A 15,258-nucleotide genomic window follows, 5' to 3' on the forward strand; every position below is an offset into this window, starting at 1 on the left:
TCAGCCTCCGATGAAGAACAAGGAAATACGATACGTCAGGAACGACGCCGTGTACGCCAGCGCGAACATATAACCGGCCATCATCAGCGGATAGCGGATGCTGTTGGTCTCGCGCCGCACCACGCTCAGCGTCGACATGCACTGCGGCGCGAACACATACCACGCCAGCAGCGACAAGGCGGTCGGCAAGGTCCACGAGCTGGCGATGATCGGCGTCAGCGACTGCGCCAACTCCTCGCCACTCTGCGACAACGCGTACACCGTGCCCAGCGCCCCCACCGCCACCTCGCGCGCGGCCAGGCCCGGCACCAGCGCAATGCAGATCTGCCAGTTGAAGCCGATCGGCGCGAACACATATTCCAGCCCGCGACCCAGCATGCCGGCCATGCTGTAATAGATGGCCGGATGCGTCGCCCCTTCAGGCGCGCCGGGGAAGGAGCTCAGGAACCACAACAGCACCATCAAGGTCAAAATGATCGTGCCCACGCGCGACAGGAAGATCTTGCAGCGTTCCCACAAGCCCAGCGCCAGGTTCTGCAGGTGCGGCCAGTGATACGCCGGCAGCTCCAGCATCAGCGGCTGCTTGTGGTTCGAGCCCATGGTGCGCTTCATGAAATACGCCACCGCCATCGCCGACGCGATGCCGGCGAAGTACAGCGCGAACAGTACCAGGCCCTGCAGGCTCATGAAGCCGCCCACTTCGCGCTCGGGGATAAAGGCCGCGATGATCAGCGCATACACCGGCAAGCGCGCCGAGCACGTCATCAGCGGCGCGATCATGATCGTCACCAGCCGGTCGCGCGGATTCTGGATGGTGCGCGCCGCCATGATGCCGGGGATCGCGCACGCAAAGCTCGACAACAGCGGAATGAAGGCGCGTCCCGACAGGCCGACGCCGCCCATCAGCCGGTCCAGCAGGAAGGCCGCGCGCGGCAGGTAGCCGCAGTCCTCCAGGATCAGGATGAAGAAGAACAGAATCAGAATCTGCGGCAGGAACACCAGCACGCTGCCGGCCCCGCCCAAAATGCCTTCCACCAGCAGGCTGCGCAGCAAGCCGTCCGCCATCGCGCCCTTGAGCAGGCCGCCGACGCTGTCGACGCCAGCCTTGATCATATCCATCGGCACATTGGCCCAGCTGAACACCGCCTGGAACACCAGGAACATCAGCACCGCCAGGATCACCGGGCCGAGCACCGGATGCAGCACCACGTTGTCAATCTTCTCGGTCAGGTTGCCGGTGTCGCGCGCGTCGCTGCTGACCAGCGCCAGGATGCGGCGCACCTCGCGCTGCGTGTCCTCAACGCCGACCGCGTCGATCGCCGACAGCGACGCCGGCTTGACCTCGTGCAGCGGCCACATGCCGTCGAGCGCGCGCAGCAGCGACTTCTCGCCGCCGGCCTGCACCGCCACCGTCTCCACCACCGGCATCTCCAGTTCCTGCGCCAGGCGCGCGGCGTCGATCTCGATGCCGCGCTTCTTGGCCACGTCGACCATGTTCAGCGCCAGGATCATCGGCAAGCCGAGGCGCTTGATCTCCAGCACCAGCCGCAGGTTCAGGCGCAGGTTGGTGGCGTTGACCACGCACACCACCACGTCCGGCGACTGCTCGCCCGCGCGCAGGCCGGCCACCACGTCGCGCGTGATGGCCTCGTCCGGCGTGTGGGCCGACAGGCTGTAGGCGCCCGGCAGGTCCAGCACGCGGAAGGCGCGGCCTTCCGGCGAAGTGAACGAGCCTTCCTTGCGCTCGATGGTCACGCCGGCGTAGTTGGCCACCTTCTGGCGCGCGCCGGTCAGGCGGTTGAACAATGCGGTCTTGCCGCAATTCGGATTGCCCAGCAAGGCCACCATCGGCGTCTTCGACAGGACCGGCGCCAGCGGCGCCGCGATATCAGCTGCACCCATGGCTTATTCCGGCTGGATCGATGGTTGAACCGACACCAGCGCCGCCTCGAAGCGGCGCAGCGCGAAGGTGGAGTTGCCGACCTTGATCGCCAGCGGCTCGCCGCCCGGCATGCCGCGCTTGAGCATGCGGATTTTTTCGCCCGGCACGAAGCCCAGCTCCATCAGGCGGCGCGCCAGCATAGGGCCGTCGTGCGCCGCGTCGCCGGGGGCGATGTGCACCACGGTGGCGCTGTCGCCGACCGTCAGGGTATCGAGGGTGATCAGGGGAGCTGCATGCGTCATGGCAAAGTCCGTTCAAATCGCCGCCCGGCCAAGGCCGCGGCGGCTTGCCGGCGAACTGCAAGATCGCGTTCTGGCCGGAAATAAGATAGTAGCATTATAAACGGTAATGCGAATTACTTCTATTTGCGCTTGCATCCCGCTCAAACTTGAGGCAGTATACGATTAATGATAATGATTCGCATTAAGTAGCTAACACGCAATCATGTCAGTTCATTCTTTTTGTACAGCCTAGCCAGAAGGTGTATCGATGATTGTATGTGTCTGCAACAACATATCTGATCGTGAAATCCGTCAAGCCGTGGAATTGGGATTGACCTCGATGGAAGAATTGCGCCGCGACCTGGGCGTGTCCACCTGCTGCGGGCAGTGCTTTGCCTGCGCCGAGGAAATCCTGAACGAGCATCTGGCGGCCACCGCCCAGATCCAGGAAACCGTCCTGAAGCGCCCGGTTTTCACCAACTAAGCAGCAAGCAAACTACTCCGATGAACACACTGAGCTATGGCCGCGCGGCGACGCCGGCGGCGGACGACAGCGGCCTGGCCGCCCTCCTCAAGCAGCAATGGCAGGCGCGCGGGCGCAAGTTCGCGCCGCTGGCCGCCATCGTCATGGTGCACGCGTTCGGGTTTTACATGTTCCAGTCGGGAATGCTGCGCCAGGTGTCGCACGCCATCCTGCCGCAAGTAGTCAACGTCACCTTTGTCGCGTCGCCGGAGCCGCTCAAGCCGTCCCCGCCGCCGCCCAAGACCGTGCCGGTGGTGCGCCAGGCGCCCGCTTTCATCCCGCCGATTCCGCTGGTGAACGTGGTGCAGGCCGAGCCGACCATCACCGTGCCGCCGCCGCAACCGCGCCCGAGCGAGCCGGTCGCCGTGGCTGCGCCGCCGGCCCCGCCAGCACCGGCCCATGTGGCCGCGCCGTCCGCGCCGAAAACCGTGTCCGGCGTCGAATACATCCGCGCGCCACAGCCGGTCTACCCCAGCATCTCGCGCCGCATGGGCGAGAGCGGCACCGTCATCCTGCGCGTGCTGATCGGCGAAAAAGGCCAGGCCGAGCAAGTGGTGATCCACAAGTCGTCCGGCTCCAGCAACCTCGACGAGGCCGGCCGCCAGGCCGTGCTGCGCGCCCTGTACAAGCCCAACATGGAAGACGGCAAACCCGTGCCCGTGTACGCGCTGGTGCCGATCAACTTCCAGCTGGGCTGATCACTCAGACGTCCAGCCTGCCCTCGACCGAGTCGTCGAGCGGCTTGCCGAGCACGGCGCCGAGCAGCATCTTGACGCTGGCCACCGCGCGGCCGTGCCGGGTATCCCAATAGTAGCCGTAGGTCGGCGCGAACTTGATCAAGGTGATGCGCGGATCGTCCTCGCCGCCGGCGAACCAGGTCTTCATCGTAAAGCTCCACAACTCCTTCAGCTTGACCGGATCGCGCAGCACCGTGGCGATGCCCTCCAGGTGCATGTACTCGGCGTTGCCGGCGCCCTGGAAATACAGCGTGGCCGACGGCTCGGCCGCCAGCTCCAGGTTCTTCAGGCTGTCGCTGGCGCTGACGAACCACAGGTTACCCAGCGTATCGACCTGCAAGGCGGTCATCGGCCGCGCGTCGCCGGGGCCACCGTCCACGTCGCTGGTGCAGAAGAAGCAGCCCGGCGAACTGTCGACAAAGTCGCGAATCTTCCTGACGGCGTCCTCGCCGATCAAGTCCTGATGGTGGTGCTCGGTACTGGAATCCATGGCGGCTCTCCGTGATGGCTGAACCGTCATCCTACCCCTGACGCTGTCAAACCTCGGTGGGTTGCCTCACACTTCGGCCCACATGCGCAGCAGGTTGTGATAGTGGCCGGTCAGGTCCACCGCGATGGCGTCGTCACCGTGCGCGGCGCGCAGCTTCTGGATGTTCTGGTCCAGCTCGAACAACATGCCGCGCTTGGCATCGTCGCGCACCATGCTCTGGCTCCACAGGAAGGCCGCCACCCGTTCGCCGCGCGTGACCGGCGCCACCCGGTGCACGCTGCTGGCCGGATAGACGATCAGGTCGCCCGCCGCCAGCTTGACCTCGTGCGTGCCGTAGGCGTCGCTGACGATCAACTCGCCGCCGTCATACTCCTCTGGCTCGCTGAGAAACAAGGTCGACGACACGTCGGCCCGCATCGCGTTGGCCGTGCCGGGCCGCATGCGGATGGCGCCGTCGATATGCATGCCGTAATGCTCGCCGCCCGTGTAGCTGTTGAAGTAAGGCGGCAGTATGCGCAGCGGCAGCACCGCCGCGAAGAACAGCGGATGGTTGGCCAGCGCCTGCGTGATGAAGGCGCCCAGCTCCTGCGCCAGTGGAGACAGCTCCGGCAACTGGCGGTTGCGCTTGACCTGCGTGCTCTGCGCGCCGGCCGTGGCGCGGCCGTCCACCCACTCGGCCTGCGCCAGGCGGTGGCGGAATTCCTGCACCTGCGGCTTGGTCAGCACGGCGGGGATATGCAGCATCATGAGGCGTCCTTTCAACTTGGCGATATGGGAATGTTAATTGTTTTCATTTGCGCCAACAATCTCACTCCGCCGATATTGGTACACTTTGCACGCATCGGGCCACGCGAGCACGGCGTTCGTGGCAAAATGTCAGTATTCCACCACCATTTTAGAAAGCATCCCATGAAGGGTGACCCAGAAGTTATTCGCCTGCTGAACGCTCAGCTGACCAACGAACTCACCGCCATCAACCAGTACTTCCTGCACTCGCGCATGTACCGTCACTGGGGTTTCGAGAAGATCGCGAAGAAGGAATACGAAGAATCGATCGGCGAAATGAAGCACGCCGACAAACTGATCGACCGCATCCTGATGCTGGACGGCCTGCCCAACCTGCAAGCCATGCACAAGATCATGATCGGCGAGAACACCGAAGAGATGATCGGCTGCGACCTGAAGCTGGAAAAGGGCGCGCAGATCACCGTCAAGGAAGGCATCGCCGCCGCGGAGAAGGCCGCCGACTACGTGTCGCGCGACCTGCTGCTGATGATTTTGGAAGACACCGAAGAACACATCGACTGGCTCGAAACGCAGCTGGACCTGATCGGCAAGGTCGGCATCCAGAACTACCTGCAAAGCCAGATGAACGACGACTAAGCCGTCCTGGCCTCTTCAGAAAGCCGCGGACTCACAGCCTGCGGCTTTTTTATTTTCACCGCCAGCACGGCCAGCGCGCCGCACAGCATCAGGCCTCCGGCCAGGCGGATCACGTTCTCCGGATTCCCGCCCAGCAGGCTGCGGTAGTACAGCGGCAGCGTGAAGATCTGGATGATCATCGGGATCACGATGAACATGTTGAAGATGCCCATGTAGACGCCGGTGCGCTCCGGCGGTATGCAGCCCGCCAGCATCACATACGGATTGCCCATGATGCTGGCCCACGCCAGCCCGATGCCCACCATCGGCACGAACAGCAGCGCCGGGGTGTGGATCATCGGGATCGCCAGCATGCCGATGCCGGCCAGCGCCAGGCAAACGCTGTGCGTGATCTTGGGTCCATGGCGGCGCGTGAACGGCACCAGCGCCAGCGCACCCACGAACGCGATGAAGTTGTAGAACGCCCCCACCTGCCCCGCCAGCAGGCCGGCGTCGCGGAAGCCTTGCGAGGCCTGGTCGGTGGTGCCGTAGATGGTGGTCGACAGCGACAGCATGATGTACTGCCAATAGCAGAACATCGCATACCACTGGAACAGCTTGACCCAGGCCAGCTGCTTCATCGTCGGCGGCATCTCGCGCACCGCGCTGGCGATGTCGCCCAGCGTGTGGCGCCAGCCGGCCGGCCGCGCGCGGATCTGCGCCAGCTCCTCGCCGCTGAGCGGATGCTCGGGCGTGGTCTTCAAGGTCCACAGCACCGAGGAAATCGAGAACACCGCGCCGATCAGGAACGCCACGATGACGATGTGCGGAATATGGCTGCCGTTGACGGCATCCTTGTTCATGCCCATCCACACCAGCAGCGACGGCGTCAGGTAGGCCAGCGTCTGCCCCAGTCCCGTGAAGGCGCTCTGCGTCAGGAAGCCGAGCGAATGCTGCGACGGATCGAGCTTGTCGCTGACGAAGGCGCGGTACGGCTCCATCGTCACGTTGTTGGCCGCGTCCAGTATCCACAGCAGGCTGGCCGCCATCCACAACGTGGGACTGAACGGCATCGCCAGCAGGCCAAGGCTGCACAGGATGGCGCCGATCAGGAAGTACGGCGTGCGCCGTCCCCAGCGCGTGACCGTGCGGTCGCTCATGGCGCCGATCAGCGGCTGCACCAGCAGGCCGGTCATCGGCCCGGCCAGCCACAGGTAGGGCAGGCTGGCCTCGTCCGCGCCCAGGTATTTGTAGATGGGGCTCATGCTGCTCTGCTGCAGGCCGAAACTGAACTGGATGCCGAAGAAGCCGATGTTCATATTCACGATCTGCCAGAACGACAGCCGCGGCTTCATGCGACGGCTCCGGGCATGACCGCGTCGCCGCGCCAGGCCGCGATCCACGGCTGGTAGAACGCGATATCGGCCGGCACCGCGCCGGAGATGCCGCAAATGGCGCCGGCGAAGGCGTTGGCGCGCGCCAGCGTCAGGCTGACCGGCCAGCCCTGCGACTGCCCGAACAGGAACACGGCGGAGAAGGCGTCGCCCGCGCCCACCGTGTCGACGATGCGTACCGGCGCGTGGCAGTCCTGGTTGGCGATGACCGTGCCGTCGGCGCCGAAGTACAGCGCGCCGCGCTCGCCCAGCGTGACGATCAATCCCTTCAGCGTGAAGATGCGCATCAGCGCCTGGCAGGCGTCCACCATCTCGGCGCTGTCGATGGCCTTGGTGCCAGGCTTGGTGTGGGTGTACCAGCTGAACAGGTCCTTCAGCTCGTCCTCGTTGACCTTGACGATGTCCGCCAGGTGCAGCGACTCGAAGGCGCAGCGCTCGGTCACCTGGCCATCGCGCACATTCAGGTCCAGGTAGCGCTGGACGTTGAACGCGGCCGATGCGTCAAGCATCGCCCGCAGCGCCGCGCGAGAGCGCTCGTGCCGCTGCGCCATGGTGCCGAAGTAGATCGTGCCTGGCGCGGCCTGCGCCAACGCCGTCAGCGCCGGCGCGGTTTCCACATAATCGTAGGCCTGGTCGGGCAGGATGATGAAGCGGTGGCCCTGCGCGTTGCGCTCGACCACCACGCGGCCGGTGGCCTCTTGCGGATCGAGCTGCAGGCCCGCCTCGCTCATATCGAAGCGTTCGAACTCGTTGCGCACCAGGGCGCCGTTCTTGTCCATGCCGATGCGGGTGACCATCAGCGTCGCCACGCCGAAGGCGGCCAGATTACGCGCGACGTTGAACGGCGCACCGCCGACAACCTGCTCGGTGATGAAATCGTCGACCAGCGCTTCGCCGAATACGGCGATGGTTTGTTGGGTCATGCTTGTCTCCACGCCCTGTTTGGGCGATTCTATATTATTCGCGTTCCAGCCAGTACATCGCGTATGGTTCCAGCACCAATGCGCCATTCGCGCCCGCCGCCTGCTCCGCCACGCAATCGCGCCATGCGCCTTGCAGCGCATAGCTTTGCGGCTGGCTGGAGAAGTTCATCAGCGTCAGGAAGCGGTCGCCGCGCGCCAGCGCCAGCATGCCATCCGGCGCATCGGCCAGCAGCGTGCGGGGCGCGTTGGCAGCCAGCGCATCGTGCCTGCGGCGGATGCGCACCAGCCTTGCCAACGCTTGATGCATCATACCGGGCACAGTGGATACATCGTAGCGATGCTTCCAGCGCTGCTCGTCGAACACCGGCCGTTGCAGCCAGCGGCTGTCCATCGCGTGCTGCGGGCGTTGCAGGTAGCTGTAGTCGTTTTCCATCGCCAGCTCGTCACCCATGTACAGCACCGGCAGCGCGCCGAAGCTCAGGGCCAGGCCGTGCAGCAGCAGCATGCGGCGCAACGCCAGCGCGCGTTCCTCGTCGGTGCCGGCCGACTGCAGGCCGGTCAGCGATGCGGCCATGCCGTTGCTGCCGTGCGCCGCGTTCGGATCGGTGCTCTGGAAGGCGGCGCCGACGGCGTAGCTGCCCTCCGCGCCGCTGAAGAAGCGCGCCACACGCGCCAGCCGCGCCGCGCTGCCAACGCTGCCGTTGCCGCTGCTGCCGCCGTTGCCGGCATCGCCACGGCCATTGCCTTCGCTGCCGATTCCGCCGCCATCGCCGCCGGCCGAGGCCTCGGCACGCAGCACGTTCCAGCCGATGTCGTCGTGGCAGCGCACGTAGCTGAGCCACGTCGCGGCGGCGGGCAGCGCGGGCGTGTTGCGGATTACTTCGCGCAGCACGCCGGTGCCCTGCTCCGCCAGCGCCACCCAGCCGGCCGCCATCAGGCTGCTGTGATAGGCGATGTGGCACTCAGGAGCCGCCGCGCTGCCCAGGTAGGCCGGCAACTCGCGCGTCGGCACGATGGCCTCGGCCTTCAGCAGCACGCCCGGCGCGACGATATCGACGATGGCCCGCAAGGCTTGCAGCAACTGGTGCGCCTCCGGCTGGTTCATACTGTTGGTGCCTTCGCGCTTCCACAGGAAGGCGGTGGAATCGAGACGGAACACTTCGATGCCGCGATTGGCCAGGCGCAGCATCGCGGCGGCCATCTCGGCGAACACCGCCGGGTTGGCGTAGTTCAGGTCCCACTGATACGGGTAGAACGTGGTCCACACCCAGCCGCCCATCGCTTCCACATGCGTGAAATTGCCCGGCGCGACCTGCGGGAACACCTGGCCCAGCGTACGCTCGTGGCGGTCCGGCATATCGCGATCAGGGAACACATGGAACATCGCCCGCGCCGCCGCGTCGCCAGCCTTGGCCGCCTGCGCCCAAGCGTGATCGTCGGCCACGTGGTTCAGGATGAAGTCCGAGCACAGACTGATGCCGGCCGCGCGCAATTGCGTGGTCAACGCATCCAGGTCGGCATTGCTGCCCAACGCAGGATCGACTTCATCGAAGCTCGCGACAGCGAAACCGCCATCATTCTCGCCCGCGCGCGGACGCAGGAACGGCAGCAGATGCAGATAGCTCACACCCAGCTCTCGCAGATATGGGATGCGCGCCGCCACGCCATTCAAATCGCCGCCGAAGTTCTGCACGTAGGCGCAGTAGCCCAGCATGCGTTGACTGAGGAACCACTCCGGCTGCGCGGCGCGTTGCGCGTCAAGCGCCCGCAGTTCCGGCGGCCGCGCCGAATACAGCGCGCCCAGCGACTCCATCAGATCACCCAACCAGGCGTCGAAATCGGCACGCTCGCCATACAGGCCGGCCAGCAGCCGGCGCAGCACAGGCTCCGCCGCCGCCAGCCGCTGCGCAGCCTGCGGGCGCAGGTCGTCGGGCAAGACCGCCAGCAGGCGGTCCGACATTACTTTAGAAGGCATAGGACAGGCTGACTTTCGCGGCACGGCCGGTGATGGAGCGGGCGGCATGGCCGTCGCCTTCGACTTCGGTGTAGCCGATCTTGTTGAACAGGTTATTCACGCTCAGCGACAGCGTGGCTTTCTCGGTCACGCGGTAGTTGACGAAGGCGTTCACCACTTCATACGCCGGCAGCACGATGGTGTGCGCATCGTCGCCCCACGACTTGCCGGTGCCGATCAAGCTGGCGCCAACGGTGGCCTGGCCGAATGTGTAGGTCGGCGCGATCTGGTACACCACCTTGGCCTGACGGCGCGGCGTGTTGCCGATCACCGCCACATCGCCTGGCGCGGTGCCGGTGATCTTGGCGTCGGTGTAGGTCATGCCGCCGGTGACGCGGAAATCGTTCCACGCATACGCGCCTTCCAGCTCCACACCCTTGGCGTCATACTTGTTGGAGGTGCTGCGCTGCGTGGTCGCCTCGTAGTTGCTCTCGTCGGTCTTGGCCTGGAACAGCGTCACGAAGGTGCTCACGCCGCCGCTGCGCCACTTCACGCCGCCCTCGATCTGCTTGACGGTGTTGATGTTGATCGGCGCGCTGCCATCCAGCGGAGTGCCGAACAGGATGCGGTCCGCGTTGAAGGCCACACCATCGCTGACGCGTGCAAACGCCGCCAGGCTGCTGGTGATGCGGTAGTTGCCGCCGACCGAGTACGAGTTGTGGTTGATCTTGTAGTCCACCAGCTGCTGCGTGGCCGGATCGTAGCGCAATGCGCCGCCGCTCAGGGTCGCGATGTTGGCCGTGCCGCTTGCACGCTGGCGATCCTGGCGCACGCTGGCGTCGATGTTCAGCGGACCGGTTTCATAGCCCACGTTCAGGTAAGGCGAAGTCAGTTTGTATTCCATATCGACCGCGCGCGAGCAGCACCCGCCGAAGGCCGGACCGACCAGGCCTGGCGTGGCGCTGGAAGTCTGCAGCAGCGCGGGCTTGTCGCCGGTGGCCTGCATCAGGTACTCATTGAAGTTCCAGGTCAGCGCCAGCTTCTGCGTCGACAGATACAGGCCTGCGGTGGTGGTCAACTTGGAGCCGTCGGCCAGCTTGAAGGTCTTGGCCAGCTTGGTGTCGTTGAGCGTATTGCCCGCGTCGTCGATGGCGGTGTTGAACACCACGGCGGAGAAGGCGCGGCCATTGTAGGCTTGGCCCTTGCTCGGCCCCGTCGCGAACACATAGCTGCCAACCGTGCCGTTGTTACCGGCGAAGACACCGGTGAAACGCCCGCTGTTGCTGGAGGTGCGGAACTTGTCGCTCAGGTTCCAGCCGTCGCCCAGGTCGAACGAACCTTCCAGGCCGATGGTGTCGCTCTTCACTTTCAGGCCGTCGTTGACGTTGGTCGACACCGGCGTGTTGTTCTTGCCCAGCGTGACATCGCGCACCCAGTACGGCGAGTAGAACGTCACCTTGCGCGGATCGATGCCGGGGATTTCCTGGATCTGCTGGTTCACCACCTGCACCGGCACCGGCAGCGCGGTCGGCGATTTGTCGTCCACGTGTTTGAACGATACGCGGATGAAGCCATTGTCCAGGTCATGCGTCAAGTTGCCGCGAATCTGGCCGCCGTCCTCGGTGCTCATGCCGGTGTTGCGCACGCCCTCGCCGGTGCGGTAGTTCCCGCCGATGAAGAAGCGCGTCTTGTCCGAGATCGGCGCGCCGTAGTCGAAGTCCAGGCGGGTCTCATCGTAGCCCAGGCCATGGCTGATGCCCACATGGCCGCCCTTCTCCTCGCCGGTCTTGGTGATGAAGTTGATGATGCCGCCAGGCGCATTGGTCGCCAGCGTGGACGCCGAACCGCCGCGTACCACTTCCAGGTGGTCCAGCGTGCCGTCGATCTTGACGAAGCTGTCCGGCGTGATGAAGTTGAAATCGCCCGATTGCAGCACCGGCAGGCCGTCTTCCTGGATCTGCACATAGCGCGCGCCGCCGGCCGAAATCGGCACGCCGCGCACGGTGATGTTGGCGTTGCCCTCGCCGCCCGACGATTCCGAGCGCACGCCCGGCACCGAGCGCAGCACCTCGGCGGCGCTCAGCGGCGCGCTGTTCTTGATGGTGTCGCCTTCCAGGGTGCTGATCGAGACGCTGGTCTTCATCTTGGTGGAACCGCCGGAGGTGCCGGTGACGACCACGCGCTCCATGTTCAAGCCATCGGCCGGGGTGGCCGGTGCGGCCTGCTGCGCCGAGGCGCTACCCATGTGCAGGACAGCCGTTGCAACAGCGGCAGCGATGCCGCCCATTTTGAATGTGCGTTGTTCCATTGTCGTCTCCAGATATTGTCGTTTTGATCTGCCATTAAATTGAGCAGGTACGCCATTATTCCTCGGTTTTCGATTTAATGCAATCGATTGCATAACTCTGCAAAAAGATATTTGCAGCCCTCATTGTGAGGTTTATGCAATCGGTTGCATAAATCAGACAGAACTGTTGCGGACGATCAATTGGGTAGGGATTTGCAGCGAAGGCGCCGGACGGCCGTCGACCAGCTCCAGCAACTGGGACACCAGCGCCCGGCCAGCCTCGCGTATCGGTTGCTGCACGGTGGTCAGCGGTGGATGGAAGTAGCCGGCCAGCTCGATATCGTCGTAGCCGACCACGGCGACCTGGCGCGGCACCTCGTAGCCGTGCTGGCGCAGCGTGTTAATCGAGGTCATGGCCATCAGGTCGCTGCCCGCGAACACCGCGTCGAACGGCACGCCACGGCGCAGCAGTTCCTGCACCGCCTCCCGGCCGCCCTCCGGCAGGAAGGACACCGACACCTGCAGCGCCGGATCGACCTGCATGCCGGCCTTGCGCAGCGCGCGGCACTGGCCCTCGTAGCGCTGGCCCACCTCGGGCAGGTTGATGTCGCCGAAGAAGGCGATGTGCTTGCGGCCCTGCGCGATCAGGTGCGCGGCCGCCAGCTCGCCTCCGGTGACGTTGTCGCCGCCGACGGTGCAGTACAGCTGCTGCGGCAATTGCGCGCCCCACACCACGATGGGCACATGGCGCGCGGCCAGCTGGTTCAGTTGTTCATGGTGGCGCCACTGGCCGATCAGGATGATGCCGATCACGCGGCCGGTATCGAACGGCGCGGCCGCAGCGTCCAGCTCCTCGGCGTCCACGCGCGAGACCAGCATGTCGAAACCCAGCTCGGTGAGCGCGTCGGCCAGGCTGCCCAGCATCGACAGGAAGAAGGGATCGGACAGATGCTGGCGCGTGGCCGAGTCGTACGGGATCACCACGCCGACGGTGCGGTTCTGCTTCATGCGCAGGTTCTGCGCACCGATGTTGATGGTGTACTTGAGCGAGCGCGCCAGCTCCATGATGCGCACCCGCGTCTCCTCGCTGACCAGCTTGCTGCCGGCCAGCGCGCGCGACACGGTCGATGTCGACACGCCAGCCAGCCGCGCGATGTCGGCCATCTGCAGGCGCCGCTGCTGGGCGGAGCTGTCCGCGTCGGGCGGCGTGGTCTTGGGCATGGCTTAGCGCGGAACCGTGTCCTTGAACGACTGGCGTTCGGATAGCTTGTCGAGCAGGCGGGCCAGGTTGGGATGGTCGTCGCGCCAGGTGATTTCCGGGAAGCGGAACGACAGCCAGGCCAGCGTGCAGCCGACCGCCACGTCGGCCAGCGAGTAATGGATGCCGGCGCAGTACGGCGACTCGCCCAGCTTGTCCGACAGCGATGCCAGGCCCAGCTGCACCTTGCGCATCTGGCGCGCCATCCACGCCTCGCTCTGCTGCTCCGGCGGACGATGGATGCGCTCCAGGCGCACGATGATGGCAGCGTCCAGGATGCCGTCGGCCAGCGCTTCCCAGCACTTGACGTCCGCGCGGTCGCGGCCGTTCGGCGGCAGCAACTTGCAAACCGGCGTCAGCGTATCGAGATACTCGACCATGACCCGCGAATCGATCATGACGTCGCCATCCTCCATCACCAGGCTGGGCACTTTACCCAGTGGATTCAGCTTGTCGATGGTGGTGTCCGCGGCCCACACATCTTCCAATTCGAACTGGTAATCCAGCTTTTTTTCCGCCAGGACGACACGAACTTTGCGGACATAAGGACTGGCGAGGGAACCGATGAGTTTCATAGAGGCTTAGAGTGGAAGATCAGACAACAGTATAACATCGGAGGCCTGATGGCCGGCCAATGGTAAAATCTACCTTTGCGCAATTTTAACCCTGCCTCCTTCCCATCATGACCACTACTCCTTACTCCACGCTGTCGGCGCTGTCGCCGCTGGACGGCCGCTACGCCGGTAAAACCGACCTGCTGCGTCCCATCCTGTCCGAATCGGGCTTCATGCACCACCGCGTCAAAGTAGAAATCTCCTGGCTGCAAGCGTTGTCGCTGGCCGGTTTCGCTGAAATCAAGCCGTTCTCGGCCGCGGGCACCGCCCTGCTGGACAAGATCGCCAACGAGTTCACCGAACAGGACGCCGCCCGCATCAAGGAAATCGAAGCCGTCACCAACCACGACGTCAAGGCCGTGGAGTACTGGTTGAAGGAGCAGGTCAAGGACGTGCCGGAACTGGTGGCCGCGTCGGAGTTCATCCACTTCGCCTGCACCTCGGAAGACATCAACAACACCTCGCACGGCATGATGCTCAAGGCCGCCCGCGACAGCGTCATGCTGCCATCGCTGACCAAGGTCATCGCCCGCCTGAAGGAAATCGCCATCGACAACGCCGACGTGCCGATGCTCTCGCGCACCCACGGCCAGACCGCCAGCCCGACCACCCTGGGCAAGGAAATGGCCAACGTCGTGGCCCGCCTGCAGCGCGCCATCAAGCGCATCGAACAGGTTGAAATCCTCGGCAAGATGAACGGCGCGGTCGGCAACTACAACGCCCACCTGTCGGCTTATCCATCGTTCGACTGGGCTTCGTTCTCCAAGAACGTCATCGAGCAGCGCCTGGGACTGGTGTTCAACCCGTACACCATCCAGATCGAACCGCACGACTACATGGCCGAACTGTTCGACGCCTTCGCCCGCGCCAACACCATCCTGCTGGACCTGAACCGCGACATCTGGAGCTACGTCTCGCTGGGCTACTTCAAGCAGAAGACCAAGGCCGGCGAGATCGGCTCGTCGACCATGCCGCACAAGGTCAACCCGATCGACTTCGAAAACTCCGAGGGCAACCTGGGCCTGGCCAACGCCGTGCTCAAGCACCTGTCGGAGAAGCTGCCAGTCTCGCGCATGCAGCGCGACCTGACCGATTCGACCGTGCTGCGCAACATCGGCGTCGGCCTGGGCTACACGCTGCTGGCCTACGACAGCTGCCTGCGCGGCCTGAACAAGCTGGAAGTGAACCACGCCCGCCTGGCCGCCGACCTGGACGCCAACTGGGAAGTGCTGGCCGAGCCGGTGCAAACCGTCATGCGCCGCTACGGCATCGAGAACCCGTACGAGCAGCTGAAAGAGCTGACGCGCGGCAAAGGCATCTCCAAGGACGCGCTGCGCGACTTCATCACCGGCCTGGCGATTCCGCAGGACGCCAAGGACCTGCTGCTGGCCATGACCCCGGCCAACTACATCGGCATCGCGACGGATCTGGCTAAAGCCATCTAAGCAAACCCGTCAAACTGTTTTACACTAGCCCCCGCCGACTATTGTCCCGGGGGCTTTTTTTGCCTTTTTTATTCCCGCCCAGCACGCATCGCATTTCTTTGGTATATT

At 64.6% G+C, this 15,258-nt stretch carries 14 protein-coding genes; 4 read left to right on the forward strand and 10 right to left on the reverse strand.

Features of this window, described 5'->3' with window-relative positions; all coding sequences use genetic code 11:
* The gene (gene feoB, locus ACUJB0_RS23745; protein WP_444847376.1) at positions 1–1,902 is read right to left on the reverse strand and encodes a ferrous iron transporter B; all 1,902 of its coding nucleotides are present in this window, start codon (positions 1,900–1,902) and stop codon (positions 1–3) included.
* Between the two features lie 3 nt (positions 1,903–1,905).
* Positions 1,906–2,184, reverse strand: a complete 279-nt coding sequence (locus tag ACUJB0_RS23750; protein WP_161083574.1) for a FeoA family protein — start codon at positions 2,182–2,184, stop codon at positions 1,906–1,908.
* Positions 2,185–2,431: 247 nt separating this feature from the next.
* On the opposite strand from ACUJB0_RS23750, the gene ACUJB0_RS23755 reads away from it, so the two are divergent.
* Complete coding sequence (locus tag ACUJB0_RS23755; protein WP_161083573.1) at positions 2,432–2,647, forward strand: (2Fe-2S)-binding protein; 216 nt, start codon at positions 2,432–2,434, stop codon at positions 2,645–2,647.
* 20 nt (positions 2,648–2,667) lie between these two features.
* Positions 2,668–3,384, forward strand: a complete 717-nt coding sequence (locus ACUJB0_RS23760; protein ID WP_444847377.1) for an energy transducer TonB — start codon at positions 2,668–2,670, stop codon at positions 3,382–3,384.
* Positions 3,385–3,388: 4 nt separating this feature from the next.
* Here the strand turns inward: ACUJB0_RS23760 and ACUJB0_RS23765 are convergent, their stop codons facing one another.
* Both ACUJB0_RS23765 and ACUJB0_RS23770 read right to left on the reverse strand, forming a co-directional pair.
* Positions 3,389–3,913: a pyridoxamine 5'-phosphate oxidase family protein gene (locus tag ACUJB0_RS23765; RefSeq protein ID WP_444847378.1), complete on the reverse strand. Its 525-nt coding sequence runs from the start codon at positions 3,911–3,913 to the stop codon at positions 3,389–3,391.
* A gap of 66 nt (positions 3,914–3,979) precedes the next feature.
* On the reverse strand, positions 3,980–4,660 hold the full coding sequence (locus ACUJB0_RS23770; RefSeq protein ID WP_444847379.1) for a Fe2+-dependent dioxygenase: 681 nt from the start codon (positions 4,658–4,660) through the stop codon (positions 3,980–3,982).
* Positions 4,661–4,822: 162 nt separating this feature from the next.
* Between ACUJB0_RS23770 and bfr the strand changes: the two genes are divergently transcribed.
* Positions 4,823–5,296 (forward strand): bacterioferritin, encoded by a 474-nt coding sequence (gene bfr / locus ACUJB0_RS23775; RefSeq protein ID WP_444847380.1) that lies wholly within the window; start codon positions 4,823–4,825, stop codon positions 5,294–5,296.
* Here bfr and ACUJB0_RS23780 read toward each other — a convergent pair.
* The 6 genes from ACUJB0_RS23780 to ACUJB0_RS23805 form a co-directional block, all read right to left on the reverse strand.
* Positions 5,293–6,630, reverse strand: coding sequence for an MFS transporter (locus ACUJB0_RS23780; protein WP_444847381.1), 1,338 nt, complete (start codon positions 6,628–6,630; stop codon positions 5,293–5,295). The genes bfr and ACUJB0_RS23780 overlap by 4 nt on opposite strands.
* Positions 6,627–7,592, reverse strand: coding sequence for a PfkB family carbohydrate kinase (locus ACUJB0_RS23785; RefSeq protein WP_444847382.1), 966 nt, complete (start codon positions 7,590–7,592; stop codon positions 6,627–6,629). Before ACUJB0_RS23785 ends, ACUJB0_RS23780 begins: the two co-directional genes overlap by 4 nt.
* 34 nt (positions 7,593–7,626) lie before the next feature.
* Positions 7,627–9,567, reverse strand: coding sequence for an alpha-amylase family glycosyl hydrolase (locus tag ACUJB0_RS23790; RefSeq protein ID WP_444847383.1), 1,941 nt, complete (start codon positions 9,565–9,567; stop codon positions 7,627–7,629).
* Positions 9,557–11,854 carry a TonB-dependent receptor gene (locus tag ACUJB0_RS23795; RefSeq protein WP_444847384.1) on the reverse strand — a complete coding sequence of 766 codons (2,298 nt, stop codon included), beginning with the start codon at positions 11,852–11,854 and terminating at the stop codon, positions 9,557–9,559. Before ACUJB0_RS23795 ends, ACUJB0_RS23790 begins: the two co-directional genes overlap by 11 nt.
* A 153-nt stretch (positions 11,855–12,007) precedes the next feature.
* Positions 12,008–13,054 (reverse strand): LacI family DNA-binding transcriptional regulator, encoded by a 1,047-nt coding sequence (locus ACUJB0_RS23800; RefSeq protein WP_444847385.1) that lies wholly within the window; start codon positions 13,052–13,054, stop codon positions 12,008–12,010.
* 3 nt (positions 13,055–13,057) lie between these two features.
* On the reverse strand, positions 13,058–13,666 hold the full coding sequence (locus ACUJB0_RS23805; RefSeq protein ID WP_444847386.1) for a glutathione S-transferase N-terminal domain-containing protein: 609 nt from the start codon (positions 13,664–13,666) through the stop codon (positions 13,058–13,060).
* Positions 13,667–13,773: 107 nt separating this feature from the next.
* Between ACUJB0_RS23805 and purB the strand changes: the two genes are divergently transcribed.
* Positions 13,774–15,150, forward strand: a complete 1,377-nt coding sequence (gene purB / locus ACUJB0_RS23810; protein WP_444847387.1) for an adenylosuccinate lyase — start codon at positions 13,774–13,776, stop codon at positions 15,148–15,150.
* Positions 15,151–15,258 lie beyond the last annotated feature (108 nt).

This window comes from Duganella caerulea (assembly GCF_040362985.1).
In the GTDB taxonomy this organism is placed as follows: domain Bacteria; phylum Pseudomonadota; class Gammaproteobacteria; order Burkholderiales; family Burkholderiaceae_D; genus Rugamonas; species Rugamonas vulcania.

Coding starts and splice junctions, on each gene's coding strand:
- ACUJB0_RS23790 (WP_444847383.1), bottom strand. CDS start 9,567: ATGCCTTCTAAAGTAATGTCGGACCGCCTGCTGGCGGTCTTGCCCGAC.
- ACUJB0_RS23805 (WP_444847386.1), bottom strand. CDS start 13,666: ATGAAACTCATCGGTTCCCTCGCCAGTCCTTATGTCCGCAAAGTTCGT.
- feoB (WP_444847376.1), bottom strand. CDS start 1,902: ATGGGTGCAGCTGATATCGCGGCGCCGCTGGCGCCGGTCCTGTCGAAG.
- ACUJB0_RS23750 (WP_161083574.1), bottom strand. CDS start 2,184: ATGACGCATGCAGCTCCCCTGATCACCCTCGATACCCTGACGGTCGGC.
- bfr (WP_444847380.1), top strand. CDS start 4,823: ATGAAGGGTGACCCAGAAGTTATTCGCCTGCTGAACGCTCAGCTGACC.
- ACUJB0_RS23795 (WP_444847384.1), bottom strand. CDS start 11,854: ATGGAACAACGCACATTCAAAATGGGCGGCATCGCTGCCGCTGTTGCA.
- ACUJB0_RS23800 (WP_444847385.1), bottom strand. CDS start 13,054: ATGCCCAAGACCACGCCGCCCGACGCGGACAGCTCCGCCCAGCAGCGG.
- ACUJB0_RS23770 (WP_444847379.1), bottom strand. CDS start 4,660: ATGATGCTGCATATCCCCGCCGTGCTGACCAAGCCGCAGGTGCAGGAA.
- ACUJB0_RS23760 (WP_444847377.1), top strand. CDS start 2,668: ATGAACACACTGAGCTATGGCCGCGCGGCGACGCCGGCGGCGGACGAC.
- ACUJB0_RS23785 (WP_444847382.1), bottom strand. CDS start 7,592: ATGACCCAACAAACCATCGCCGTATTCGGCGAAGCGCTGGTCGACGAT.
- ACUJB0_RS23765 (WP_444847378.1), bottom strand. CDS start 3,913: ATGGATTCCAGTACCGAGCACCACCATCAGGACTTGATCGGCGAGGAC.
- purB (WP_444847387.1), top strand. CDS start 13,774: ATGACCACTACTCCTTACTCCACGCTGTCGGCGCTGTCGCCGCTGGAC.
- ACUJB0_RS23755 (WP_161083573.1), top strand. CDS start 2,432: ATGATTGTATGTGTCTGCAACAACATATCTGATCGTGAAATCCGTCAA.
- ACUJB0_RS23780 (WP_444847381.1), bottom strand. CDS start 6,630: ATGAAGCCGCGGCTGTCGTTCTGGCAGATCGTGAATATGAACATCGGC.